Genomic DNA, 25,969 nt, shown 5'->3' on the forward strand with positions numbered 1-25,969 from the left:
AATTAAGTTACGCTCACTGTAACTTAATGATTAGAAATTACTACTGCTAACTTTGTTTTGTCGATCGAACTCGACGCCAAGAGAAGAAAAGAAACAAGATAAGTAAAATGATGGGCGCTCCCCAAAGAAGAGCATTGGATAGAGAAAAGCGCGGTTTATAGAGCACAAAATCCCCAAAGCGCGCCGTCATATACTCAACAACTTCTTGCTCACTGCTGCCTTGGTTCATCATTTCAAACACCACCAAGCGTAAATCTTTGGCGATAGGTGAGTTGGATTCAACGAGGTTCTGATTCTGGCATTGTGGACAACGCAATGTTTTTGCCAATGCAATGGCTCTTTGTTGAATTTGTGGTGTTTGAAATTCAAACAGTTCTACTTGAGTTACAACGGCTTTATCTGCGGCGACGAACTCAGTGTCTACCGCGCCATTCACACTGCCAATGCTCAATACGGTGAAAACTAAAGCGATCCAAAATCCTTTCACAAGCAACCATCCTTATTCCGAAAAGTACGCAGCAAAGGAGCTTTGCCAAACAGAAGGTTTTAGCAAACCCGAGAATTTAAGGACGATTTTACCTTGCTGATCAACAAGGTATGTTTCTGGTGTACCCACTACCCCTAAATCTAATGCGACAAGCCCTTTGGGATCATAAATGACCTGCTGATATGGGTTACCTTGAGCTGATAGATAACTGGAGGCCGCCATACGTTCATCCCGATAGTTAAGGCCAATAATCGGCACACCAGATTGGCTTAACTGCATTAAATAATCGTGCTCACGTTTGCACACGCCACACCATGAAGCCCATACATTCACAAGTTGATACGGCTGCTGAAATATTTGAGTGGAGAGTGCCAAATCAGGGTCGTTTATACTCGATGCTGAAAAGGTAGGAAATACTTTCACGACGCTTTGTTGGGTTCGATCGCTTTGCTGATAGAACAAACCAAATAAGATAACCGCAGCCATGCAAACGACAACGATAATAAGTAGGGAAAGGTTACGAGTTTTGGATCGCTTCATAGCTACGGATAGTCAGTTTAAATGAACGGGTTAAATGGATGACACCACCTACCATACCAAGTAGTGCACCAAACCACACCCAACGAATGTAAGCTTTGTATTGGAGTTTGACGGCGTAGGCATTCTGCGAAACTTTTTCACCAAGAGTGACGTAGTAATCGCCATGCCAAAACCGTTTGATTGCCGGCTCACTCATGTTCATGACTCTTACGGGATAATGGCGTCGCTGAGGTAAAATGGTAAATCCGTTTGTGTCAGCACTGTAAAAATCGATCACACCTTGCTCAGCAGTGTAGTTGGGGCCGACTAGCCACTGAGTTTCCTTATACGTCACTTGCCAGTCGTTAAACTGGGTAACAGTGCCGGGTTCTAGCTTCCGACTCAGTTCATAGGAGTGGTGCGCATTCATTGCCGCCCCTACCGAACAAACAGCAATACCAATATGAGCCCAGACCATAAAGGCCGTCTTGCTTGGTGCGCTAAGCCACAGCTTGGCGTGTGTCAACAAAACCCAAATGGCTAAACACCATACTAACCACACTAACAGCGAGTATTCACTAACCTGCACACCATATATACCGCTACCAAGAATGATGGCTGTCAGCATCAAGGTAATAATTTGGTTTCGATTGACCGTACAGCCACTACGCCATTTCAATAACGGCACTATCCCAATCCCCAGCAGAGCTAACAGTGCCATCGGTGTGATCAGTAAATTAAAATAAGGTGCGCCAACAGAAATATTTCCAAGCCCAAGCAGCTCATACACCATGGGATAGAATGTGCCTAAAAATACGGTAAAAGTGGCAATCGACAAAAGCCCAAGTGCCAGTAATAACACATAACTACGGCTCAACAGTGCTTGGATCGGTGCGGTTTTAATGTGCTCGGACTTTAGGATCAGTAATGAAAAACTACACAGCAGCACAACAACGAGAATAGCCAACAGTGCAATACCTTTGCCGGGATCGACGGCAAACGCATGGACCGAAGTCAACACGCCAGAACGAACGATAAAGGTCCCTAAAATACTTAAACTGAATGTAATAAAGGCCAATGCAAAAGCCCATTGAGGAAACATCCGATGTTTCGAAGCACTTAACAACGCATGTAGCAAAGCCGTTCCAGTTAACCATGGCAGTAAGGAGGCATTTTCTACTGGGTCCCAAAACCACCAGCCACCCCAGCCTAATTCGTAATAAGCCCACCACGAACCAAGCACGATCCCCGCAGTAAGAAATACCCACGCGCTAATAGCCCAAGGACGAGCCAGTTCAGCCCAATTGGTCATTACGGGGGACTGCAATAATGCCGCGCACGCTAAAGCAAGCACAGTTGAGTAGCCGATATAACCAAGATAAAGCAATGGAGGATGAAAAATGAGTCCAATGTCTTGCAGCATTGGATTTAAGTCACGACCTTCAGTCACATAAGCGGATGCGTACTCAAATGGGTTAGAAGCTAGTAATGTGAACCAACCAAATGCTGATACCAGCAAGCCCATGATCCACAACACATCACATTGAAATGTTTTCTGCCAACCTTTGGCAAAGCTAATCAATGCCGCCCAACCACTTAAGGTCATCACCCAAAATAGCATTGAGCCTTGATGCCCTCCCCATACCGCCGCCAGTTTATAAAAAACTGGCAATTGGGAATTAGAATGTGAAATTACATAATCAAAGCGAAACTGATCGGTGAAAAAGCAGTAGCCTAACGCAAATAAACTGAGTAAAGAGAGGAGGCTCACCAAACGTGAATTCGCAGCAATACTGATAGAATTACTGCTGCAATACCAACGGTGATAAACGTAGTGAACACTTTGCAGTGATGACAACACCACTGCAAGTATTAACGCACCGAGGCCAACCTCTCCTACTCCAATCATCTATACGATCGTCATCTGTCCAGCGTAAAGAATAAAGGTACGCAGCATCAGTACCCCAACCAGACTTAATGTGGTGACGATAAACACAAAACCACCAGAATGCTTGAGTGCTTTTGGAGCAATTGCATTCAGAGTCAGCGGCAGCAACATACCAATCAGCACCACCCCAATCCAAAACCAATTGGACCAGAACCCACCGCCAATCGCATTCCACGCCGCCGCTTCATTTTGTCCACCACTAAAAATTAGCCCGGTAAAGAAGGTCACCAAAACGAACAGTTCAAATAACACAACTGGTCGCTCGAACCCATGAACCCAGCTGACGCTTGGGCTGTGTGCTGACTCTTTGAATACCAAAATGCCAAACAGCAAACTGGCAGCTGCGCCTGAAGATAAACTGGAGAACAAAAACAGAATTGGTAGCACCGGATTATTCAGCATTGGGTAGGTTTTGAGAGCCGACAATAAGAAGCCCGTGTAAGCCGCCAAAACAACCGCTAAAAACCCAAGGAACAACTCAATCGCATTGGTGTACTTGCCAGACTTGATCAAGAATCCATCAATAAAATCAAGCAAACCACTTGGCAGTTTTCCTTCAAAGAAAGAAACGATCGGGTGGCGGAATAAAACCCCAATCCAAACAAACAACACGATCATGTAGACTTGGAATAAAATCACCCCCATCGACATGACTGAGCTAGGATTGTAGTAAATCATGATCTTCCAGAACTCAAGTGGCTTGGTTAAATGAAAGATTAAGATCACTAAGCCCGCAATAATGCCAAATGGAGCAAGCCAAGCCATCGCTTTCATAATACCGTTGTTCGCCGGATCTCCTTCAATAACCTTACGTTTTAGATATATCGCAATCATGACTGCACCTGCCGACATCCCAGCAAGGAATAAATAGATAGCAATGATCCAATCCCATACCAGCGAGTCGAAGTGGAATGCACTTTCCCATCCATTCATAATTAAATCTCCCCTTTCTGGTGCGGTACTTTGTACAACTTAGGCTTGGTGCCTAGATGTGCCTTGTCACGATAAACCACTTCAGTGTTTAACACTTGGCTGATCTCACTATTTGGATCGTTTAAGTCACCAAAAATCAGCGCTTTCGTTGGACAAGACTCCACACACGCAGGTTGTTTACCGTTGGCCAAATTGGTGTCACGGCAGAAATTACATTTATCCGCAGAGTGATCTTCAGGATTAAAGAAACGCACTTGATAAGGACACGCCGCTAAGCAGTAACCACAGCCCACACATTTCTCTTTGTGAACATCAATAATGCCAGTTTTCTCATCTTTATAGGCTGCACCTGTCGGACAGACGTAGACACATGGCGGGTTTTCACAGTGCTGGCAAGATTTACGAGTAAAGCGGTAATCAATATTGGGGTACTCGCCTTGCGGCTCACTGCGGATGATTTCAAGTCGAGAAACACCTTCAGGGACTTTATTCACTTCACGGCACGCTTCGGTACATGCGGTACAACCAATGCAGGCAGTTTCATCATGCACCATGCCATAGCGCACCTCACCAACAACTTCTTCATTGGCTAACGTTTTACGGCTACTGATCACCGCAGTTCCAGCAACACCAGTTGTAAAGATCAGAGCACCGGTTCCAGCTAAGAAATTACGTCGAGAACAACTCATATCACCGCTCCTCTTTCAATTGGTTAAAGTCAGAGTGGCAATCCACGCACATTTTGATTTTCTCTTTGCGCTCCAGCCCAAGGATCTTGCCTTTAGAAGCATGGACATTATGGCAGTTTGAACACGTGAGATTATTGGCGTGAACATCATGGGTCCAGCTGTCATCCCTCAGGTATTCAGGCTTATGACAATCTGTACATTGACTGTTCGCTTTGAGGATCAGATCAGGGTCCATAAAGACTTTCTCAGTCCCTTTTTGCGATTGCGCGCTTGAAAACTTGGTGACAAGAGGCGCACCCTCGCGGTGGTCTGGTCCGATATTATTGTGACATTCCGTACAGTTCACATCGCGTCCGAGGATTTTATGTGCCTCTTCACCATGCGAACCTAGTAACGTTTCTTTTGAATCCTTATGACATTGGACACATTTATAGTCCCGGTCACGGATAAGCTCGACTTCATGACGTGAGGACGACTCATTAGCAACAGCAGCAGAATCATCAGCAACGGCATGGAGAGAATAACCATAGAGGCAAAATGCGAGAAGAGATTTCAGCATTATGACTATGGCCAACTTTATATTGCCCATATTATCCTTTCCTTAAACCACTTTTATTATTCCTTTACAAGGTCATAGTAAAAGTTGGTCAAAATTAACTTCCTTTGGTATCAATAAATCACACCAAATGAGATCAATTCTTATTTTGGATTAGCCACAACGCTACGATGACTATATTACTCCCATGCCTCTTAAGAGGTAGTTAAAAAATATACAAAAAGCGACCTGTATCACCATCTTTTTTTACCTCACCTCTACTGTAAGTCATTGATGATAATGAATTTCATTTGTACGCATACATGTCACCAACTAACCCTTTAGGGGTATATAAAATTAACTTTGAAGTAGATCACTGGTGTAAATTGATCCAAAACAAGCATTAATTCTTCACTTACACATTTTGTTTCAATTCTTATCTAGAATACACATTAGTTCTCCAATTCTTACTTTGGAATATAGTCAGTTCACAACGCTGTTTATAACAAACAGAATATGGAGATAGCACTGTGAAAAATATGCATTGGATTCCCAATTCCGTTGCAGCATTAATATTAGTCGTGAGTTCTACTTGGAGCGTCACGAGCTTAGCTGCATCTGAAAATAAAGATCTTGTCGACCCTCGTAACCAAGCTTTCGAACAAAACCATCCTGATCAATACCACTCTTGGAAAGCCACCTCAGAAAGTGTCGAAATCGAAGACGCACTCGCCGAAGATCCAAACATGGTGATCCTATGGGCGGGCTATGGCTTTGCAAAAGATTACAACAAAGCACGTGGACACTTTTATGCGTTAGATGACGTGCGTCAAACGCTACGTACTGGTGCACCACAAGATGAAAAATCTGGCCCAATGCCAATGGCCTGCTGGAGCTGTAAAAGCCCAGACGTGGCACGTGTGATTGATGAGCGTGGTGAAGATGGCTACTTCAACGGTAAATGGGCACGTTTAGGAACGGAAATTGCCAACCCAATTGGTTGCGCCGATTGTCACGATGTTCGTAGCGAGAAGTTCAAAAACGGCGAGCCTGAATTAGCCCTAACTCGCCCTTATGTTGAGCGTGCATTTGACGCCATCGGTAAAAACTTTGAAGAACAATCGCGCTTAGATAAACAAGCCTCTGTTTGTGCACAATGCCACGTGGAATACTACTTTACTGGCCCAACTAAAGCGGTGAAGTTCCCTTGGGATATGGGGACCACAGTCGAAGATATGGAACGCTACTATGACGCGCTAAACTTCAAAGACTGGACCCATAAAGTGTCTAAAGCTCCTATGTTAAAAGCACAGCACCCAGGTTACGAAACATGGCGTGATGGCATTCATGGTAAAAACAAAGTGGTTTGTGTTGACTGCCACATGCCAAAAGTGAAGAAAGAAGATGGCACTGTCTATACCGATCATAAAGTTGGTAACCCATTTGATCGCTTTGAAGACACCTGTGCTCAATGTCATACCCAAACGAAAGATCAGTTGCGTGAAATCGTTTCTACACGTAAAGCGCAAGTTTTGAACATGAAGCTAACGGCAGAGAAACAAATCGTCGCCGCACACTTTGAAGCTGGTGCTGCATGGGATGCAGGCGCTACCGAAGCAGAAATGAAAGATATCTTACAAGATATCCGTCACGCACAATGGCGTTGGGATTATGCAATCGCCTCTCATGGTGTTCATATGCATGCTCCTGAAGTGGCACTGGAAGTGCTAGGTACTGCCGTAGACCGCGCAGCGGATGCCCGTACAAAACTGGCACGCCTACTCGCAACCAAAGGTATTGTTGAGCCTATCCAAATTCCTGATATTTCAACCAAAGAAGCGGCTCAAAAAGCACTGGGTATGGATATGGATAAAATGAACTCAGATAAGAAAAACTTCCTTGAAACCGTTGTTCCTGATTGGGACAAAGCCGCGAAAGAAAGAGAAGCTACTTACTAATCCATCCTAATCGATGAAAAAAGCCGACCTTGGTCGGCTTTTTTATTGCGCGTATTTCTGTAGCTATTCGTTAATTTGCATTTCTTTTGCTTGGTTCAACAAATCAATAATCTGTGGCCGATTGAGATCTCGCTGACCTGAATCCAACAACTGTATCCAGATATCAATCGCCTGTTGATAACGAAAACTAATAAAATGGTCGTTGGCAAGCAGCATTAATGCTGTCGGATTATTCGGTTCTTTGTCGAGCGCCTGTTGCAACAAAGACTGTACGTCTGGCGCCATACGTTGAGACTTAAGATAATACAAAGCCGTCGCTTTGCCTGCGAGCTGATTTGCAGTGGGGAAAGTTGATAAACGAATGGCGTAGTCAAAACAAGTCAGTGCTGATTTGAATTGCTGCTGCGCTAAATATCCTTGCGCAAGCTGAAACCACAATTCAGACTGATTAGGATCGGCTTTAAGCTTTTGCTGGATCTCCGCCATCCAATCCTCTGATGTTTTGCGCTCTAAGCTTTGCTCTGGTGCAGCAGGCTTGTCACCAACTAGCAACCAATACACTGGCACCGACACAACCAAAGCAACCGCAATCAATCGTTTCATGCGTTTGTTATTCCTTTACTTCTTTCCATTTCGCAAAAAGTATATCGTGTTACTCTATAACGAACTTTGATCAAAGCTGACTTCCGTATGAAAAACAAAAACGTACCATCAGAACAAACTCAACAAGAAGCCATGAAGATCGCCAAAGCGACTCAAAAGCCCGGCCAAACAAAAGAACAGACAAAGCTGATCGCGCAAGGCATTGAAAAAGGCATTGCGATATATAAAAAGCAACAAAAAGAGCGAGCGCGCCAAGCAGACAAGGCGAAAAAGAAACAGCAAAAAGCCAAGTTGAACGTCACGGAAGCGGATACCGAGTTAGAAAGAGAGGTGTTGGTTGAACCTAAAACTTCATCAAACATGCTACCTTGGGCACTGCTTGGTATCAGTTGGATAGGATTTATCGTCTATATCTTTCAAACTTCGTAGCGTAGCAGCACTCACCACACTGCTTGTGTTAGCAGGCTGTACCTCACCCACAAATCAGCTGACACCAAATGCTGAGCAAGTTCATGTACGAATGGACTCCGGCTTTGATGCGAATCAATGTCAGTGGCTCGGGGAAGTAACGGGCAGTGAAGGACATTGGTACAGCTATCTGTTCTTTACTAATGATGTGATGATAGAAGGGGCGATCAATAACCTGAAGAATAATGCGGCAAAACTTGGGGCAGATACGGTGTATATGATTGCCCCACAAGATTTTGTTACGTCGTTTACCGTATTGGGCAGCGCCTACCACTGCCACAACGGTGGCTAGACTAAGCGTGGAAACCTAGGCTGGCTGCGATGTCGGCCTCCCTTTCAAATACCCACTGACTGTCAAATGGTCCCCAGTCTGATAGCTGATAATAACCATCATTATGACGACGACCGTCTTGAACAAACATTAACTCGATACCGATCCCAGGGAGCGCTTTGATGACGTCTTGAATTGTACGACGTGGCCAACCCGTTTTTTCGATCAACTTGGGCACATTAGGTCTTTCAAGGCTTTCAACTAACATCGCCAAATACAAACGCCTTGCAAAAACAGGACTCAATTCCATTGATACCTCCTAAAAAATTCTAAAATCATTATTTCTGTTTTGCGGCCAAGTTTGTTGCGTTTGATCAATAACTCTCCATTCCAGCACTCGTTGTAGGGATTTTTTTCTCGAAACAAAATAATCTCGTCACACTTTTGTCTCTGCTTCGGCTTCCTGATAGGATGCTGAAATAATAAAAAGTCACTTCAAAAGGTTACCTATGACTATCACTATGTTCGGCATCCCGAACTGCGACACAATAAAAAAAGCGAAAAAGTGGTTGGAAGCAGAAAGCATTGCGTACAATTTTCACGATTACCGCAAACAAGGTATCGACAAAACAATGGTGGAAGCATTTTGCCAAGCGTTAGGCTGGGAAAATGTGCTTAACAAGCGTGGAACAACATTCCGTCAGCTGACTCAGGAACAAAAAGACAACCTCAACGAAACAACTGCTATCGACTTGCTGGTAGAACAACCTGCAATGATCAAACGCCCTATCTTACTGGTCGAAAACCAGTACCACATCGGCTTTAAAGCTGACCAATATTCAACCATTTTCTCTTAAAGGAAGGAATTCAAGGATGACAGATAGCCCCGTACTGGCTCTCGCAAAAGACCTTATTAGCCGACAGTCAGTGACACCGGAAGATGCCGGTTGTCAGGAAGTCATGATCAATCGTTTGAAAGCGCTTGGTTTTGAAATTGAGGTGATGGTGTTTGAAGACACCACCAACTTCTGGGCTCGTCGTGGTACCGAAGCACCTTTATTTGCTTTTGCTGGGCACACCGATGTCGTGCCGGCTGGTCCACTCGAGCAATGGCATACCTCACCATTTGAACCGACAGTTATTGACGGCCACTTACATGGTCGTGGTGCCGCAGATATGAAAGGCTCATTAGCCAGTATGGTGGTGGCCGTTGAGCGCTTTATTGCCAATAACCCTGAACATAAAGGCTCAATTGCCTTTCTTATCACATCGGATGAAGAAGGTCCGTTCATCAATGGCACCACTCGCGTCGTCGATACCTTGATGGCACGTAAGGAAATCATCGATATGTGTATTGTCGGTGAACCGTCGAGTACGCTAGCTGTTGGAGATGTAATAAAAAATGGTCGCCGTGGCTCTATTACCGGTGACTTACACGTGAAAGGTACCCAAGGCCATGTCGCGTATCCGCACCTAGCGAACAACCCCGTGCACCAAGCTCTGCCTGCGCTCGCTGAGCTTGCAGCAACTAAATGGGACGATGGCAACGATTACTTCCCTCCGACTAGCTTTCAAATCCCAAACTTGCATTCCGGTACAGGCGCTTCCAATGTGATCCCAGGTAAGTTTGACGTTCAATTTAATTTCCGTTTCAGTACTGAATTAACTGATCAAGAAATTAAACGACGCGTCCACTCCACGTTGGATGCTCATGGCCTAGACTACGATTTACATTGGACGCTAAGTGGTCAGCCTTTCTTAACCGACACAGGGGCGCTATTGGATGCCGTGGTGAAAGCCGTCGCCGATGTGAACCACAAAGAACCGGAGCTTTTAACCACTGGCGGTACGTCTGATGGCCGCTTTATCGCTCAAATGGGTTCACAGGTGGTGGAGTTAGGTCCTGTGAATGCCACCATCCATAAAGTTAATGAGTGCGTCAGTATTGCAGATATTGAAAAGCTGGCCGACATGTACGAAAAAACGTTGGAGAATTTACTCGCGTGATGACCCCACAGCAGCTCACCGGAAAAACCACCTCACACCTCACTGAAGTACTATTCGGTCAAAAAGTATTTCTGATACATCGTGATGTTGAGCAAGATCTACTTGCGCTCCGAACGGCTGCTGTAAGCGCAGGTTTTAACCTTAATATTGCCAGCGGCTTTCGCGATTTTGAGCGGCAAAGAGCAATTTGGAACAATAAGATGGCTGGTAACACAGCCATACTTGACAGCAATAGCCAACCGCTTGATCAAAGCGCCCTCACTGAAGAGCAAAAAATCATGGCGATTTTACGCTGGTCTGCGCTTCCGGGGGCCAGCCGACATCATTGGGGTTGTGAGTTTGATGTGTTTGATCGCGATGCCTTACCACAAGATACCCAGTTAAAATTAGAGCCATGGGAATACCTATCCGGACATCAAAGTAAGTTCTATCAATGGTTACAGGAAAACCTGAATCAGTTTGGTTTCTTTTTTCCTTACGCAAACGATCTTGGAGGGGTTGCACCAGAACCTTGGCATATCAGCCACCAATCCGTATCGCAGCAAGCCATGGAACGTTTTTCGTTAGCAATGCTACGTGACGAATTGATCCAATCTCCCATTTGCGGTCAGCAAAGTGTGTTGGATCGACTGGAATCGATCTACAATCACTACATTACTAACATTCACTATCCGGAGTCAGAATGATTGAACTGCTGACGAATCCTTGGGTCATTATTGTGATTGTATTAAGCGTCTTAATCGGTAATATCGCCGCGCTCAAATACACTGCGAAAATGAAATTTCCACTCAAAAAGCCAGATCGAACCTCATCTTCAACCGAAGAGAGTGAAAGTACAGAACAACAAAAAACGGACAAGCCGTAACGGCTTGTCCGTTTTACAATCTAGCCCTGCATACAACGGCTATTTAAGGTGGTCCCAAGAAATATTCGATACTAAGCGGCAATCGTCGCACTTAAAGTGGAAAATATCATGCAGTGGTGCGTCTAGTAACCACTCTCCACTACACTTAGGGCACTTACGTGCTTTTTCCGTCGCTAAGTCCTGTCCCCCAACTCGGTATTGATAGTAGTACGTCGGGATCTTCGTAATGTATTCAATGCGGCCCCGCAAATCCCAGCCTCGACGAAACAGCACACTCTCGGTATCACAGATTTCGTGTAGTGCAGCATGTTCAGCACGGCACGCCCCCGCCATTTGTAACTCGTCACACGCTTGCCATTCCGTTTGCCACTTGATCACCGCTTTGTGATCACCATTGAGTGTCGGTGCATTGCGATAAAGCGGTATCGGTAGTAACGATTCACCACTACGCAGTGGTGAACAGGTATGAACATAGGTGGTATAGAGGACTTGCCAGCTTGGCGTTTCTTCTTCCGCAGCTTGCTCGGAGTTTAAGTCACGCCCAAGTAACCGGACCTTTGGCGCCAATAAACTCGCATCCGCTAAGCGGTTAAGACAAACTTTAACAAAATCGGAGTGATAACGTGGGTGCAAGCTGTCTTGTTCTGGGCAAACCACACGAACAAAAAACTCCCCATCCCCCATAACTACCGGAAATTCACGTCCCAGAACTTGTCCGTTATAGCGCAACGCATCCATCAAACCATTGATGGCTTTATCAACTGCAGACACGGTAGTGTTATCAAAACACTCAAACTGTAGCTCAACAACAAACATCCAATTACACCACTGGCTCTAATTTGGTTAAAAACTCAGCCAGTGTTTCAGCTAATACGTCACGTTTATCGGTGCCTAATCGTTCAAGCACAACATTTCCTGTGATATTACAGATGGAAATAACATCGAGCTCCGCATCTGTCGCGGCAATAAAGACCGTCGGTTTGAGTTTAAGGCGACGCTGAGTGACCAAGTGGCCAAGTATATTCTCTTGCAAGCGAACAAAGTCGTCGTCATTCCATACCTGTAATAAGGTTAACTCATTCCCCTGCCAAGTCGCGTTCATATCGGCACTATATTGGCAGCCGTAGAACGCTTTAATGTCTTCGTGCAAGGTTAGCTCAATACCCTTTTCAACATTAGTGAAATCCGCTTGCTGCTCTCTTGCGTATGCTTGCCACTCCACGCCTTCATCTCGCTTGTTTTCAATGCAAGGGGAGATAAGATCAGCCAATTCTTCACTCACGGGTAGCGACGTATGAGTTTTCTGGTACGCTTCTGTGAATTTTTGACTGAATTCGGTAAGGGCTTGGATCGCTTGCTGCGCCATTCGACACTCCAACTGTGATTTGTCCGGACACACTCAGGCAAGAGTTAATGACAGCCTGAATGGGATTGCGTAAAATTCTCGGTATTCTAATCCAATTCGCGATAAAAAATGAGCAAATATTCTGACGCTAAAGAACTTGCTGGCCTAACGCTGGGTCAAAAGACTGAATACGCAAATCAATACGACCCTAGCCTACTGCAACCTGTACCGCGTAGCCTAAACCGGAACGACCTCAACCTAAATGAAACGCTACCTTTCAAAGGTTGTGATATCTGGACGCTGTATGAGCTATCTTGGCTCAACTCTAATGGCTTACCTCAAGTGGCAGTAGGGGAAGTCGCGATCCCTGCTACTAGCGCAAATTTGATTGAATCAAAGTCATTTAAGCTCTATCTCAACAGCTTTAACCAAACTCGTTTCACTACGTGGGAAGAGGTTCAAGCCACCTTAACCAAAGATTTATCCCACTGCGCAGGTGAAACCGTAGAAGTACTAGTGAAGCCAGTAACTGATTACAGCAATACGCCGATTGTTACAATGCAAGGGGAATGTATCGATCAACAAGACATCACCATTACAGGTTACGAGTTCGATGCAAGCTTACTTGAAGGCTCAACAAGTGATGAAAAAGTGACCGAGTCACTTCATAGCCACCTTTTAAAATCAAACTGTCTGATCACCAATCAACCAGATTGGGGAAGTGTCGAAATTCAATACTGCGGTAAAAAAATCGACCGAGAAGCTTTGTTACGGTACATTGTTTCTTTCCGTGAACATAATGAATTCCATGAACAATGCGTTGAGCGAATCTTTACGGATATCATGCAATATTGCCAGCCTGAAAGCTTAACGGTTTACGCTCGCTACACGCGTCGAGGTGGTTTGGACATCAACCCTTACCGTTCGACTGAACAAGTGAAACCGGAACACAATCAACGCATGGCTCGTCAATAAGGAAATAAGAATGCGAATTCTGCGCTGGGAGCTTTGGCTCTGTTTGCTCTTTGGACTACTTTCAACCTCTACTACGGCGGCCGACATCTACTCATCTCAGATGTTGACGGAAGCCGATAACCTGGTTGAAATCGTACCCAATCAAGCCAAATTGCTCACAACCACTTACCTGACTCAGCGCAGACTTTCCGCACGCGGAGAGAAAAGCCCTTCTTCGATTTCTCGAGACGAAACCGACAGCCGCCTTCGCACTCCTGGTAGCACCATCGATGCATTAAAAATTCTCGCACAAGCAGAATTTAACTTAGGCAATACAAGAAACGCATTACTCAGAATTCAAGAGGCAGAACAGCTAACTCAAAAATACCAGCTCCCCTACTTAAGCCTTGATGTTCAATTGCTTAAAATTCGGCTTCGCTGGCTCAATGATCATGACGCATTCAAAGCCAATGTCGCCATCGATGAACTAGAACAAGCATATCAAAACATCCGAAATCCTGAGCAACTGGCTAAGGGCCTTCGTTATGACTTAACCATGTTCAAAGCAGAAGTGGCTTCAAGAGATGGCGACCTCGCTTTAGCGAATCAGCTCTATTCGTCGCTTAAAAGTTATTTGACCCAATCAAACTCCGCAACACGCCTTATCGATTACCATACCCAAGTCGGCAAACACTATCTCATCAATAAACGCTACAACCGTGCGTTGTTTGAGCTGTTAATCGCTTACTGGAAAGCCATCGAAGAAAATGCTAGCCGTGAATTAGCAAAAGTAAACCAGTTACTTGGTCAGTTGTTTTATGAGCGCAGAGTCCTTGATAAAGCCAACGACCACCTTTCTCAGGCAGCCGACTTTTACGATAACTATGAGCACTCCCCTGTTCTACCTACCATTTTAAAAATGATGGGAGACACTTATTACCATCAGGGTAAATTTAATTTAGCACTGGTCCATTATTTTAACGCTATCGACCACGAGCGTATCCAGCAAAACTTAGAAAGTGTCATCGAACTTCGCCTTGCATTAGCCGCGACTTATTTGCAATTGGTCAACTATCCGCTGGCTGAACAGTACCTCGTTCGAGCACAAGACTTGCTTGAATTTACTGATATTCCTTCCTTAAAATCACAAGCTTTATTGTTAGAAAGTGGCCTCGCTTATCATCAAAAAAAACCTGAATTAGTGACAGATAAAGCACGCCAAGCCTTAGCCATTGCGCAACAAGTCGATGATATATCCAAACAAAAAGATGCGTATCAATTACTGTACTTAGGTTATGAGCTCAGTGGTAAATACGATCGCTCCTTAACTTATCTCAAGAAGTTCAATGCACTAACCAATATCGAGAAAAGGCAACTCGACTTGATCAGTGAAGATGCATTCCGGCAACAAAAAGAATTTGTAGAACAAACGCTGCACTTAGTTGGCCAGAAAGAGCAACTTGCCCAGACGCAAAGTGAATTCCAAAAATTCCAACAAATCTCCTTTGCTCTATTCCTGTTCTGTGCCGTTTTATTTATGTGGGTACTGAGACGTGGCCATGTAATGCGGGTACAAAAAGACGAAATCGCGATTCTAAATGAAGACCTGTTTACCCATTCTCGTTCCGGACTGCGAAACCTACGTATGCTCAATGCAAAGCTGCCAGCTTCATTGGAACAAAGTAGTCATAAGTTTGAAAAGTGGCATGTCGGTGAATTGATCCATGAACCTCTCAATGACCGATTGCGCTTTGTCATGATAGACGTACCTTTCTTACGCAACATGTATCTGCAATTTGGCTATGCCGAAGGGTTAAAATTAGAGAAAGCATTTGGCGATTACCTTAACGAGCGTGTAGAAGCACCTGCGAGAATTTATCACTTCTCGGATGCAAACTTGCTTTACGTAGAACCCAATGCAGACGGCAATACCGATCCAGAAGTCATCTGTAACAAGATTCAGCATTGGATTTTGGAGTTTGCACCAAAACGCTCACTCAATAGAATTGTTCGTATCGGTATGGCTGATTATCCATTCCTACCTCGCGCCTACACAGCCATTAATGATAAGGAACTAGTTGATATTCTACTTATGTCGACTGGCGCGGCGCGAACACTAAGTATGAAAGAGCACTCAAGTCAGTGGGTTTATCTCAAAGCAATAGAAAATGCGCCCGCCGCGAGTCTTGCTACTGGTAACATACGCAAGGCCTGTAAACACTCGATCAATCAAGGGCTGATCAAGGTGCATTCCTCCTATAAGAATGAGGAGAGCATCAAAAAACTACTAAAAGATGAATAAAAGCTCATCAAACGAGTGTTGTAGGCAGTGACGTAGTTATTTTATTTGATATTATCAACAGATTAATAAATAAGATCGACACGGATCCGTTAGTCGTAAAGTTTAGGTTTCATGGGCGTTCTCGAAACAGATATCCAGTCTCAACTACACAACCTTAAGTCTCAGTTAGAGCAGGTTCGTTTGACACAAAGAGACACCTCGTTCAAGTTTAAGCGAGAGCAAGAAGTATTGAGGCGTATTGTCGCTTCTCTGAGCACGGCATGTTCCAGTGACAACCCAAAGCTGACACAAGGCTTGGTGGATCTACGTCAATCAATAGAACAACAAACTGATGTCAGTTCACTGGTACCCAAACTTGCGGTGCTCGAACGTCTCTTAAAACAACAGACTTTGGCCATGGAAAAACAGACGCTCCACCTTGATTCCCAAATCAAGCACAGCGGAGAGACCTTACTTCGTGTAACGGGCCTACCCGCCAAGATCAAACGTGATCTTAGAGATTTACTCAGCTATTCCGGCGGTATTGAGCAGCCGAAGACAGAACAAGCCTTAAAACTGCTGGCCATTTATGAGCGTGCCATCAAAATTATCACGGCAAATCCAGATACCTCATTAAGCGAAATCAGCGACAACGCTGATCGGGAATTGATGCTCCGCCTTTCAGAAGAGCTACAGCATTTGATCACTGAGCTGGATTTTGAAGGAGAGTCTGGTGATTTATTAATTGATATACGCGCGAAGCTTTTGCTTGGTGTCAGTACTAAAATGCTACTAGAGCTGACTCTGCAAACTCTGAAGCTGGTGATTGATGGCACAAACTACGAACGTAAAGCTTCAGAACAGTTTCTAGAGCAGATTAATACTTCCTTATGCTCTAACCTCAAAGCCTCAGAACAAACCGTCGATCAAAGCCAAAGCTATTTCTCTCATCGTCAGGAAATGAATCAGGAGCTACAAGCACTGATTGGCGATACACAGCACACCGTTAAACAATCGGAAACACTCAACACTCTGCAACACAATCTTCATCCTATATTGGAACAGCTTTCTTCTTTAGCAGAGCGTCTTCATCATGCTGAGCAACGCGAGCATGCACTGATTGAAAGAATGGCGTACAGCAAAAATCAGCTGGAAGCGTTATATGAAGTGACCCAGGATTATCGCCGTCGGCTTGAAGATCAGGCGCAAAGAATGTTGCTTGACCCACTGACCAAAGTCTATAACCGCAGTGCCTTTGGTGATCGTCTAGAACTGGAATATCGTCGATGGATACGCTCTCAACATAACCTTCGTGTTGTCTTACTCGATATCGATGGATTTAAAAAGATCAACAACAGCTTTGGCTATACTGCTGGTGATAAAGCCCTAAAAATCATTGCTCGAACTATTCATAAAGAGCTGCGCGACAGCGATACATTGGCAAGGTTCTCAGGTGAAGAGTTTATTATTCTGCTGCCAGAACAAGCTGATAAAGAAAGCTTCAACGTTATACAGCGCATTCAACGCCAAGTCTCAAAGTTACCGTTTAAATTCCGCGATCAGCACCTGACGATCACTCTATCAGCCGCAAGCACTGCCTTTAAGGAGTCAGACACGCCTGAAGAAATTCTTGAGCGGCTTAACCTCGGACTCTGTGAAGCCAAACGGATTGGCCCAAGCCAACTCATCTGGAAATAGTGACTTTTCTTATTGCATCAATCGCCCCACAATATGATTGATGCAATAAATTCAAACAGTTAAGTTTTCTAACCACGTTATCTCTGCTAATCTTAATTTTACCGAAACCAATTTATTCGGTTTCTAATTCATTTGTTTCCTCTCGATAAGGAGGTCTTTATGATCACTCATATCAGTCCTGCCGGTAGCATGGATTTGCTTTCTCAACTTGAAGTTGAGCGCCTTAAAAAAACGGCTTCCAGTGATCTGTACCAACTGTACCGAAACTGTACATTAGCTGTCTTGAATTCCGGTAGCCATACCGACAACTCAAAAGAACTTCTTGATAAACATAAATCTTTTGACGTTAACGTGGTACGCCGTGAACGCGGGATCAAGCTTGAATTAAGCAACCCTCCAGAACATGCGTTTGTCGATGGTCAAATCATCAAAGGCATTCAGGAACACCTGTTTTCTGTGTTACGTGACATTGTTTATGTCAACATGCATTTAGCTGACAACCAGCGTCTAAACCTCACCAATGCTATCCATATCACCAACCTTGTCTTTGGTATTTTGCGTAATGCTGGCGCACTAACTCCCGGTATCGAGCCTAATTTAGTGGTTTGCTGGGGAGGACACTCAATCAACCCCGTTGAATATCAATACACACGCGAAGTCGGCCACGAACTTGGCTTACGTGAACTCAATATCTGTACGGGATGTGGCCCTGGCGCGATGGAAGGCCCGATGAAAGGGGCTGCAATTGGCCATGCGAAGCAACGCTATGACGAGCAACGTTATTTAGGTTTAACCGAACCATCAATTATCGCCGCTGAGCCACCAAACCCAATTGTCAACGAACTGGTGATCATGCCTGATATTGAGAAGCGCCTTGAGGCCTTTGTGCGCATGGCTCACGGTATTGTGATTTTCCCGGGGGGCCCAGGGACAGCGGAAGAACTGTTGTACATTCTTGGCATCATGATGCATCCAGACAACGCAGAGCAACCTCTGCCTATCGTCTTAACAGGGCCAAAAGAAAGTGAAGAGTATTTCCGTTCAATCGATCGTTTTATTGGCGATACATTAGGGGAAGATGCTCAAAAACATTATGAAATTGTGGTCGATGACCCCGCCCGAGTCGCTCAAATAATGAAGCAGGGCATGAGTGAAGTTCGCCAACACCGTAAAGACAGTGGTGATGCCTACAGCTTCAACTGGTCACTCAAAATTGAACCAGAATTCCAGTTGCCATTTGACCCAACCCACGACAACATGGCAAGCCTCGATTTACATATGAATCAACGCCCAGAAAATCTTGCCGCTGCATTGCGTCAAGCCTTCTCGGGCATTGTTGCTGGTAATGTTAAAGCCGAAGGTATTCGAGAAATTGAGCGGAAAGGGCCTTTCATTTTAGATGGCGACGCTACCTTGATGAAGAAAATGGATAAGCTATTAAAAGACTTTGTTGAACAACATCGTATGAAGCTTCCAGGTGGCAGTGAATACGAGCCGTGCTATAAAATCGCCAACACCGATTAGCAGTAGCAATCTACTACTGATTCATTACAATAAGGGCTATTCAGCCCTTATTTTTTATCACTATGTCTTTACATCTGGTCATTATTGATGCCCTCAACCTCATTCGTCGAGTTCACGCTGTTCAACCAGATCCAAACGACATAGCCCGTACGATTGAAACCACCTCTCGCACACTGAAAAAAATCATTAAAGAAGCCAAGCCGACCCATATCGTCGCTGTCTTTGATCACCACCTTCAAGATCGAGGTTGGCGAGTTGAAATCCTACCTGAGTACAAACAAAACCGAAAACCGATGCCAGAGCCGTTACTTAACGGTTTAGAATCAATTCAAGATGCGTGGTGGGCATTGGGGATCGACTCTCTACTTTCTGATGGGGATGAAGCCGATGACTTGGTTGCAACATTAGCCGCTAAGGTCGCCAGTCATAATGAGAAGGTCACCATCATTTCAACTGATAAAGGGTATTGTCAGCTTCTTTCTCCAACACTACAAATTCGCGATTACTTTCAGCATCGTTGGCTTGATAAACCTTTTATCGAAAAAGAATTTGGTGTTAAGCCAGAACAACTCGCTGATTTCTGGGGCTTAACGGGAGTAAGCTCAAGCCAAGTACCTGGGATACCCGGAGTCGGGCCAAAAGCGGCTAAAGAAATACTGAATCAATTCGATACCATTGAACAAGCGAACGAATCAACATCACTTGCGGCTAAGTATCGTAAGAAATTTGATGAGCATTTTGCGTTAGCGCAAAAATGTAAGCAGGTGTCCGCATTAAAAACGGATATTGAACTGGGTTTCAACTTACAAGATTTACGTTACACCGGTGCAAATATTCAAGATTAAAGTACTGCATACGTATTGAGACACTTAGAATGCTTTTCCTGAAAATTATAAGCTCGTTGTCTCAATAAAAGTTACTAATACATCAAAGCAATTAAACTTTTTCTTTTTCCGAGTTCAAAAAGTGTTCAGCTTCTTCAATCGCTTTATTTAAATAGCCTTCAAGTTCAGCGATTAATAAAGAAACACCCTCAGACTCATCTTCGATTGCTTTTTCAAGTCGACAAGCAACATCGCGTAGCTGATGGGCGCCTAAACTGCCACCCACGCCTTTTAAACTATGCGCTTTGCGTACTGCTGAACCTCGATCTTTCTCCAATAAGATCTCAATATCACTGACATCAGACTTGTGGTCTTGCACAAACACATCTAACAACATGCGCACTGAATCGGTGTCACCATTGAGTGACTCCAACATCTTGCTAAAATCGATTTGTCTTCCAACAGCAAGCTTAGGTTCTAAAGCGGTAACAATTGCCGGTTCCTGTTTGTTCACATCCTTGTGTTCATCAACCTTAACCTCTTCTTCCGACGACTCATTCAATGTCGCTCTTGTATGCAGTTGAGTGAACACATTGGGACGGTAATTAATAATGAGTTGTAAGAGTAAGCAAAATAGACTCACGGCTAATGATGCAAGTAGGAAACGCGCTAGAATCTCGTGATATTTTTCTTCGAGCTGCGCCATCTCTTTATGGATAGAGTGTGTCACTAGCTTCTCTGTCAAATATTTCCCTTGTGCAAAACCACCTAAAACAGATGACGTTTTCGCAAGTAATTGTTGTAAATCTTTTCTCTCTAACTCTGGTAATGTCTGTGAAAGATTAAACAAACTATCCAAAGCTCGATAGACTTCCGGGCTAGATTTCACAGAGCTAAACATGGCTTCAAAAACAGAGGCACTTAATTGTAAATACACGCGCTGCAGTTGTGGATCATCGCGATACTTTTTCCTGACAAATTTCACCTCGTCCGTCAGCTCTACGAGAGCAAGATCATTGGCAACAAAAGCGCGTGCCTGCTCAAGAAAACGATCTGTGGTGTAGATTAGCTGATTAACATCAGGGGCTAGGAACTTAGTTTCGTATTCACTTTCGATTTGAAGGCGCAACGCATAAATTAACTGAAGCTGTAATTCATGATCATCTGCGGAACTTGATCGATAAGGGGTATCAAATGCCATGGATGAACGAAAGTCAGCAATACTATTGCCCAACTCTTCGACTGAACGCATCGCTGACGCATTAGAGTAATACAATGCACCTAGAATACTCATACTGGTAACCCAGATAAGCAAGACAAACCAACTGAGCTTTAGATATTTTGATTCCATTATGTACCTGCGATAAATCCATCTGATACAAGCATATAATGAAAATTGAGGATATGCAGGGTCGAAACGTTAAAACTGCCGTTACACTTCAAACCCTGCAAAGATAATGCGGATAAAATTAGCGATTTCGCGTTAGCTGATCACGAAGGTTTGGTGGGGTTCCTTTAATAGTTAACGTATCGGTTTCAGGATCGTAAAACACTCGCTCACCCAAAAGGAGGCTATCGAAATTAATGGTTAGTCCACCACCAGCACCAACAAACTTAGTCAGTTTTCTCACGGTAGAGCGGTCTCCCGGAAAACTCTCTTCTAACTCGTACCCTTGCTCTTGTGTGTAGTCTAAAAAGCTCGTGCCATCTTGTGATGGAGGCAGCTCTCCAGACAACTCTCTCACCTGAACTTCTTCTCCAGATTTGATCTGTTCATTACAGTAGTCAAACACTTGCTTCTTATACTCATTGACTTCTGTTTTTTCTAATTTCGCATCAGAGCAAAAATCTTCAACCGCTTGCATCAATACTTGGTTTTGTTGTTTGGTATCCAAACCAACTTCTGCTTGAAGAAAATCGAGGAAAAAGTCTGCAACTTTACGGCCAACTCTCCCTTTAATGTAGGTGAGGTAGCGGTTTGACTCTTTATCATTCTCGTAACTGGACAGGTCAATACGAGCGGCAATATCCATCTTGCTCAAATCCAAGTAATCAGTCGCACTAATTTCAAGCCCTTCAGTGACTTTAAGGCTTTGGTTTGAAGGAATAATGCCCACAAACAAGTAATCAGTGGCTAATGCCTGATATTCAGCAAAAACCAAAATACCTTCGTCTGCAAAGGGATATTTAGATAACTCATCTTTCAAGCGATTAGCGCTCATTTGTGAGAAACCATAAAAATCTTGATTACCTTGGCGAAGTTCTTGCAACCAGTTTTGAAAATCGCTGTCAGACTGGAAAGAACCAAAGCCTTTACCAGCCTTTGAGTTGAAAACGCGATGCAGCTCAGCAACTAGATTTTCAGTTGACGTATCATTGCTTAAAGATTCCGCACGGAAGTTAACCATCAACTCGTCTGAATCATTTTTACGAAGCTGATGAAGAATAACGTTTGATAAGTGAAGGCTCATGATGAAAATTATCGTCGTTCTAGGTTTCAGTTGTCAGGCATTGTAGGTTATCATAGGCCGCTTTACTATCATCATTAGAGTCTTTATGCCGATTACATCTAAATACAGCGACGAAAAAGTTGAGTCGATCCTGACTGAAATTGCAGCCGTTCTTGAAAAGCATGGCGCAGGTCCAGATCTTTCGCTGATGATCGCAGGTAATATCGCTACCAACGTTTTAAACCAAAACGTAGCGGCCTCTCAACGCAAGGCGATTGCTGAAAAATTTGCACAGGCTTTGATTTCTTCTATCGAAGAAAACATCCACTAAATTTAAAACCGGATAACAGAACAATACATGGTAGATAACGGAAACACATACGGAGAACGCGTATCCCGTTTAGTTGGTTGGGGGCACTGGTTTGCCTTCTTTAATATTATCGCAGCGATGCTGATCGGTACCCGTTATATCACGCAATCACCTTGGCCTGAAACGCTGCTTGGACAGTTTTATCTCGCGCTATCTTGGGTCGGGCATTTTGGGTTTCTGGTTTTTGCACTTTACCTGTTAGTTCTGTTCCCGCTTACCTTCTTAATACCGTCACGCAAGCTCTTTCGCTTGGTGGCGGTATGTTTTGCCACCGTTGGTTTAACCCTATTACTCATTGACACTCAAGCTTATCAAACCATAAATCTGCACTTAACACCTGTGGTATGGGAAGTATTATTCAATGATGAAACCAGCACGGTAAGTGCCGATCTTCAGCACCTATTTGTCGTACTTCCGCTCATCTTCTTATTGCAGCTCGCGCTATCCGAATGGGTGTGGCGCAAACAACGCAAACTTTCACACAAGCACGTTGGCCGTCCTATCGCTGCTATTTTCTTTGTTAGCTTTATTACCAGCCATCTGATTTACGTTTGGGCCGATGCGTACTTTTACAATCCAATTACGGCGCAAAAAGCTAACTTCCCACTTTCCTATCCGATGACTGCGAAATCGTTTATGGAGCGTCATGGTTTACTTGATCGCGATGAATACCTCAAGCGCCTACAAGAAAGTGAAAGTAACGTTGATTTAGTTAGCTACCCTCTCGAAAAGATTGAGTTTGACCGTCGTGCAAACCCACTCAATGTTTTAGTGGTCAGTGTGAATAACCTACGTGCGGATTCCCTAACTGAAGAAACAATGCCAAACACTTTTGGCTTCGCTAACAATAATCAAAACTTCGTTAACCATTACAGCTCAAGTAACGACAGTTTTGGCGCGTTTGGACTCTTCTACGGCTTACCAAGCAGCTATGCGAGTAGCATCAAAGCACAAGCATCTAAGCCAGTATTAATTGATACCTTAGAAAAGCAAGACTATCAGTTTGGTTTGTTTAGTGGCGACAACTTTGAAGAAAGTCTCTATGCAGAAACCGTGTTCCGCGGTATGAAGTTTACTGGTATCGCATTCACTGATGTACAAACACCAGACGAGCAAGCGATTGAAGCATGGGCGGAATGGGCTCAAGACGCCAACAAACCGTGGTTTGGTTTTATTGAGCTAACAACGCTTGATAACTTTAGCCAGTATGCCAAAGGAACAGGGTCTACTACCGATAAGCTTATCGCTGGTTATCAAGCCTCTGCACAAAGTGCAGATAAAGAGCTCGAAGTCTTATTCGATAAAATCGCTCAGCTTGAATTAAGCGAAAACACCGTGATCATCATTACCTCTAATCACGGTACTGAATTCAATGAAACGAAGACAAACAGCTGGGGCTCAAATACCAACTACAGTCGCTATCAACTACAAGTACCGATGATTATCCATTGGCCAGGAAAAGTTGCCGCGACTTACAGCCACCGTACAAGTCACTTAGATCTTTCTGTCACCTTGTTGCAAGATTTGTTGGGCGTCTCTTCAAACCCAAATGACTTTAGTAGTGGACGCAACCTATTTGATGAACGCAGCCGCAAATGGATCTTGGCAGGTGATTCTCGTGAACTGGCTCTGATCACCAACAAAGACACGACAGTGATTGATAAGTTTGGTAACTACAAACTGTACGACAGCCAATACAAACGCTTAAAAGATGAGAACCCGACGCTACCAGTATTAATGCAAGGCTTGACTGAGCTGCAGAGATTTTATGCGAAAAGCAATTAAATCAGTGCATTAGGTCAATTCAATATTGACCATTACGGGTTTGTTGTTTAGATTAGTCTTCATCGGACTGTAGCGCAGCTTGGTAGCGCACCGTCATGGGGTGTCGGGGGTCGCTGGTTCAAATCCAGTCAGTCCGACCATTACACCTAGAAAAGAGAGCTTCGGCTCTCTTTTTGTCTTTCTATACCTTAGTTTTCATCGCCTAAATTCCTTTTTGTTTTCAATTGTTATTGTTCTGCTTTAAAACGTTTAGGAGTGGTTCCTGCATGCTTCTTAAACGTTAACGTAAATGCTCGCTCTGACTCATAGCCAACCTGCTCCGCAACTTGGTCGATTGATAACAACGACTCTCGCAATAGCTCTTCCGCTTTTTGCATTCTAAGGTTGGTCAAATATTGAAACATTGGCCGTCCAACCAATGCAGCAAAGCGATTTGCAAATGCCGCTCGTGACATACCTACTTGATTTGCAATTATCTCTAGTGTCCAGTTTTTATCGGGCCGATCATGCAGTAATCGCAATGCATGTGAGATGCGCCTATCTGTCAGAGCTTCCAGAAACGGACTTGCTTTCTCTCGACCAAAATTAATTCGGATGAGCTCAATCAGAATAATTTCGGTCAGCTTGTTAACAATAAGCTCTGAGCCCGGTCCCTGTGCCATATATTCCGCACTTAACTGATCAAACGTACTTCTCAACCATACATGCTGTGCTAAATCCTTACTGTGTACGATTGTTACACGCGGAAAGACGTCTAAAAGAGGGGTTGTTGCTGTACGAGTAAAGCTGAATGAGCCACATAGTAACAGAGTCGGTTCTTCATGATTTTCACCGTCTACGGGCGACAAACTCGACAAGACATGGTCTTGACCTGGGCCGAGAAAAATTAAATCTCCAGTTTCTAACCGTTCGACATCATCACCGACTCTTGCCCAGCAGGCTCCTTTTCGAATCATGTGAAAACTTGCATGCTCCAAGCCATGAAACTCTTTGCGCCAAGGCGCCTCTACTTGACTACAAAAATACACACTGCCAGCAACGCGAATTGCTCGCAAGATATCACTCATGACTTCCATCAGCACCACACCTTATACGATCAATGTATTAATTAGAGATTATCATGCATAGATAGTATTTCATACAAACGATAAATTACTCCTACACCAACATCACGGAGTAACAGCATGAGCCAAATTATCCTTTACACCAAACACTACTGCCCTCACTGCAAAGCCGCAAAACTCACCTTGAAGAACATGGGGTTAGCCTATCAAGAAATCGATGTGAGTGATTCACCTTCACTCTTTAACGAAATGACCAAACGCAGCCAGCGTAAGACCGTTCCTCAGATTTTTGTCGGCACTCAACATATCGGTGGTAATCAAGACTTGAATGCCAGTATTCACAACGGACACTTTGAACAGGTGTTGACTCGTGAAGGTATTAACCGATAAC

The 25,969-nt window shown here is 44.1% G+C and carries 28 protein-coding genes and 1 tRNA gene; 16 read left to right on the top strand and 13 right to left on the bottom strand.

The genetic code is table 11. The annotated features are described in order from the left end of the window. Positions 1-46: 46 nt before the first annotated feature. From ACQEXS_RS03425 to nrfB, 6 genes are read right to left on the bottom strand one after another with little or no spacing between them, the layout of a single operon-like run. Positions 47-487: a cytochrome c-type biogenesis protein CcmH gene (locus tag ACQEXS_RS03425; protein ID WP_427012847.1), complete on the bottom strand. Its 441-nt coding sequence runs from the start codon at positions 485-487 to the stop codon at positions 47-49. A gap of 12 nt (positions 488-499) precedes the next feature. Then, entirely contained in the window at positions 500-1,027 is a 528-nt protein-coding gene (locus ACQEXS_RS03430; RefSeq protein ID WP_427012848.1) for a DsbE family thiol:disulfide interchange protein, read from the bottom strand. Continuing rightward, positions 1,005-2,915, bottom strand: coding sequence for a heme lyase CcmF/NrfE family subunit (locus ACQEXS_RS03435; protein WP_427012849.1), 1,911 nt, complete (start codon positions 2,913-2,915; stop codon positions 1,005-1,007). Before ACQEXS_RS03435 ends, ACQEXS_RS03430 begins: the two co-directional genes overlap by 23 nt. Further along, the gene (nrfD, locus tag ACQEXS_RS03440) at positions 2,916-3,887 is read right to left on the bottom strand and encodes a cytochrome c nitrite reductase subunit NrfD (protein ID WP_427012850.1); all 972 of its coding nucleotides are present in this window, start codon (positions 3,885-3,887) and stop codon (positions 2,916-2,918) included. It lies immediately after the preceding gene. Between the two features lie 2 nt (positions 3,888-3,889). Continuing rightward, entirely contained in the window at positions 3,890-4,576 is a 687-nt protein-coding gene (gene nrfC, locus ACQEXS_RS03445) for a cytochrome c nitrite reductase Fe-S protein (protein ID WP_367986961.1), read from the bottom strand. 1 nt (position 4,577) lies between these two features. Then, a complete protein-coding gene (nrfB, locus tag ACQEXS_RS03450; protein WP_367986962.1) occupies positions 4,578-5,165 on the bottom strand; it encodes a cytochrome c nitrite reductase pentaheme subunit in 588 nt (195 codons plus the stop codon). Between the two features lie 485 nt (positions 5,166-5,650). Here nrfB and nrfA point away from each other — a divergent pair, with 485 nt between their 5' ends. After that, a complete protein-coding gene (nrfA, locus tag ACQEXS_RS03455) occupies positions 5,651-7,069 on the top strand; it encodes an ammonia-forming nitrite reductase cytochrome c552 subunit (protein WP_374144817.1) in 1,419 nt (472 codons plus the stop codon). Between the two features lie 63 nt (positions 7,070-7,132). On the opposite strand, the gene ACQEXS_RS03460 is transcribed toward nrfA, so the two are convergent. Beyond that, on the bottom strand, positions 7,133-7,672 hold the full coding sequence (locus ACQEXS_RS03460; RefSeq protein ID WP_427012851.1) for a TPR domain-containing protein: 540 nt from the start codon (positions 7,670-7,672) through the stop codon (positions 7,133-7,135). 87 nt (positions 7,673-7,759) lie between these two features. Between ACQEXS_RS03460 and ACQEXS_RS03465 the strand changes: the two genes are divergently transcribed. Together ACQEXS_RS03465 and ACQEXS_RS03470 are read left to right on the top strand one after the other, a co-directional pair. After that, complete coding sequence (locus tag ACQEXS_RS03465) at positions 7,760-8,101, top strand: DUF2956 domain-containing protein (RefSeq protein ID WP_427012852.1); 342 nt, start codon at positions 7,760-7,762, stop codon at positions 8,099-8,101. 19 nt (positions 8,102-8,120) lie between these two features. Then, positions 8,121-8,432, top strand: a complete 312-nt coding sequence (locus ACQEXS_RS03470; RefSeq protein ID WP_427013103.1) for a DUF4156 domain-containing protein — start codon at positions 8,121-8,123, stop codon at positions 8,430-8,432. A 1-nt stretch (position 8,433) separates the two neighbouring features. Here the strand turns inward: ACQEXS_RS03470 and ACQEXS_RS03475 are convergent, their stop codons facing one another. Then, a complete protein-coding gene (locus ACQEXS_RS03475) occupies positions 8,434-8,721 on the bottom strand; it encodes a winged helix-turn-helix domain-containing protein (protein ID WP_367986967.1) in 288 nt (95 codons plus the stop codon). Between the two features lie 199 nt (positions 8,722-8,920). Between ACQEXS_RS03475 and ACQEXS_RS03480 the strand changes: the two genes are divergently transcribed. From ACQEXS_RS03480 to ACQEXS_RS03495, 4 genes are read left to right on the top strand one after another with little or no spacing between them, the layout of a single operon-like run. Then, positions 8,921-9,268: an ArsC family reductase gene (locus ACQEXS_RS03480; protein ID WP_367986968.1), complete on the top strand. Its 348-nt coding sequence runs from the start codon at positions 8,921-8,923 to the stop codon at positions 9,266-9,268. A 16-nt stretch (positions 9,269-9,284) separates the two neighbouring features. Next, positions 9,285-10,418, top strand: a complete 1,134-nt coding sequence (gene dapE, locus ACQEXS_RS03485; RefSeq protein WP_427012853.1) for a succinyl-diaminopimelate desuccinylase — start codon at positions 9,285-9,287, stop codon at positions 10,416-10,418. Next, positions 10,418-11,104 carry a M15 family metallopeptidase gene (locus tag ACQEXS_RS03490; protein WP_427013104.1) on the top strand — a complete coding sequence of 229 codons (687 nt, stop codon included), beginning with the start codon at positions 10,418-10,420 and terminating at the stop codon, positions 11,102-11,104. Before dapE ends, ACQEXS_RS03490 begins: the two co-directional genes overlap by 1 nt. After that, entirely contained in the window at positions 11,101-11,283 is a 183-nt protein-coding gene (locus ACQEXS_RS03495) for a DUF2897 family protein (RefSeq protein ID WP_427012854.1), read from the top strand. The genes ACQEXS_RS03490 and ACQEXS_RS03495 overlap by 4 nt, the downstream gene beginning before the upstream one ends. A gap of 39 nt (positions 11,284-11,322) precedes the next feature. On the opposite strand, the gene ACQEXS_RS03500 is transcribed toward ACQEXS_RS03495, so the two are convergent. Further along, the gene (locus tag ACQEXS_RS03500) at positions 11,323-12,099 is read right to left on the bottom strand and encodes a Zn-ribbon-containing protein (RefSeq protein WP_427012855.1); all 777 of its coding nucleotides are present in this window, start codon (positions 12,097-12,099) and stop codon (positions 11,323-11,325) included. Positions 12,100-12,103: 4 nt separating this feature from the next. Further along, a complete protein-coding gene (gene syd / locus ACQEXS_RS03505) occupies positions 12,104-12,649 on the bottom strand; it encodes a SecY-interacting protein (protein ID WP_427012856.1) in 546 nt (181 codons plus the stop codon). Between the two features lie 108 nt (positions 12,650-12,757). Here syd and queF point away from each other — a divergent pair, with 108 nt between their 5' ends. The 5 genes from queF (at position 12,758) to xni (ending at position 19,930) form a co-directional block, all read left to right on the top strand. Next, positions 12,758-13,603, top strand: coding sequence for an NADPH-dependent 7-cyano-7-deazaguanine reductase QueF (gene queF / locus ACQEXS_RS03510; protein ID WP_427012857.1), 846 nt, complete (start codon positions 12,758-12,760; stop codon positions 13,601-13,603). A gap of 10 nt (positions 13,604-13,613) precedes the next feature. After that, positions 13,614-15,884, top strand: coding sequence for a tetratricopeptide repeat protein (locus tag ACQEXS_RS03515; RefSeq protein ID WP_427012858.1), 2,271 nt, complete (start codon positions 13,614-13,616; stop codon positions 15,882-15,884). Positions 15,885-15,995: 111 nt separating this feature from the next. Beyond that, positions 15,996-17,561 (top strand): GGDEF domain-containing protein, encoded by a 1,566-nt coding sequence (locus ACQEXS_RS03520; protein WP_427012859.1) that lies wholly within the window; start codon positions 15,996-15,998, stop codon positions 17,559-17,561. Positions 17,562-17,720: 159 nt separating this feature from the next. Further along, complete coding sequence (ppnN, locus tag ACQEXS_RS03525; RefSeq protein ID WP_367986976.1) at positions 17,721-19,085, top strand: nucleotide 5'-monophosphate nucleosidase PpnN; 1,365 nt, start codon at positions 17,721-17,723, stop codon at positions 19,083-19,085. 62 nt (positions 19,086-19,147) lie between these two features. Continuing rightward, complete coding sequence (xni, locus tag ACQEXS_RS03530) at positions 19,148-19,930, top strand: flap endonuclease Xni (RefSeq protein WP_427012860.1); 783 nt, start codon at positions 19,148-19,150, stop codon at positions 19,928-19,930. Positions 19,931-20,021: 91 nt separating this feature from the next. Here xni and ACQEXS_RS03535 read toward each other — a convergent pair whose 3' ends face one another. After that, positions 20,022-21,260, bottom strand: a complete 1,239-nt coding sequence (locus ACQEXS_RS03535) for an Hpt domain-containing protein (protein WP_427012861.1) — start codon at positions 21,258-21,260, stop codon at positions 20,022-20,024. A gap of 118 nt (positions 21,261-21,378) precedes the next feature. Then, complete coding sequence (gene yejK / locus ACQEXS_RS03540) at positions 21,379-22,380, bottom strand: nucleoid-associated protein YejK (protein WP_427012862.1); 1,002 nt, start codon at positions 22,378-22,380, stop codon at positions 21,379-21,381. Between the two features lie 85 nt (positions 22,381-22,465). Between yejK and ACQEXS_RS03545 the strand changes: the two genes are divergently transcribed. The 3 genes from ACQEXS_RS03545 to ACQEXS_RS03555 all read left to right on the top strand — a co-directional run bounded on the left by ACQEXS_RS03545 (position 22,466) and on the right by ACQEXS_RS03555 (position 24,654). Then, positions 22,466-22,690, top strand: a complete 225-nt coding sequence (locus tag ACQEXS_RS03545; RefSeq protein WP_367986981.1) for a YejL family protein — start codon at positions 22,466-22,468, stop codon at positions 22,688-22,690. A gap of 27 nt (positions 22,691-22,717) precedes the next feature. Further along, positions 22,718-24,514 carry a DUF3413 domain-containing protein gene (locus ACQEXS_RS03550; RefSeq protein ID WP_427012863.1) on the top strand — a complete coding sequence of 599 codons (1,797 nt, stop codon included), beginning with the start codon at positions 22,718-22,720 and terminating at the stop codon, positions 24,512-24,514. Between the two features lie 63 nt (positions 24,515-24,577). Next, positions 24,578-24,654 (top strand) — tRNA-Pro (locus ACQEXS_RS03555). Positions 24,655-24,741: 87 nt separating this feature from the next. On the opposite strand, the gene ACQEXS_RS03560 is transcribed toward ACQEXS_RS03555, so the two are convergent. Beyond that, on the bottom strand, positions 24,742-25,590 hold the full coding sequence (locus ACQEXS_RS03560) for an AraC family transcriptional regulator (RefSeq protein ID WP_367986983.1): 849 nt from the start codon (positions 25,588-25,590) through the stop codon (positions 24,742-24,744). Positions 25,591-25,698: 108 nt separating this feature from the next. Here ACQEXS_RS03560 and grxC point away from each other — a divergent pair, with 108 nt between their 5' ends. After that, on the top strand, positions 25,699-25,968 hold the full coding sequence (gene grxC, locus ACQEXS_RS03565; RefSeq protein WP_367986984.1) for a glutaredoxin 3: 270 nt from the start codon (positions 25,699-25,701) through the stop codon (positions 25,966-25,968). The last annotated feature ends 1 nt before the right edge of the window (position 25,969 follow it).

Origin of the sequence: Vibrio sp. TRT 17S01, assembly GCF_050113695.1 — a bacterium.
Lineage (GTDB): Bacteria > Pseudomonadota > Gammaproteobacteria > Enterobacterales > Vibrionaceae > Vibrio.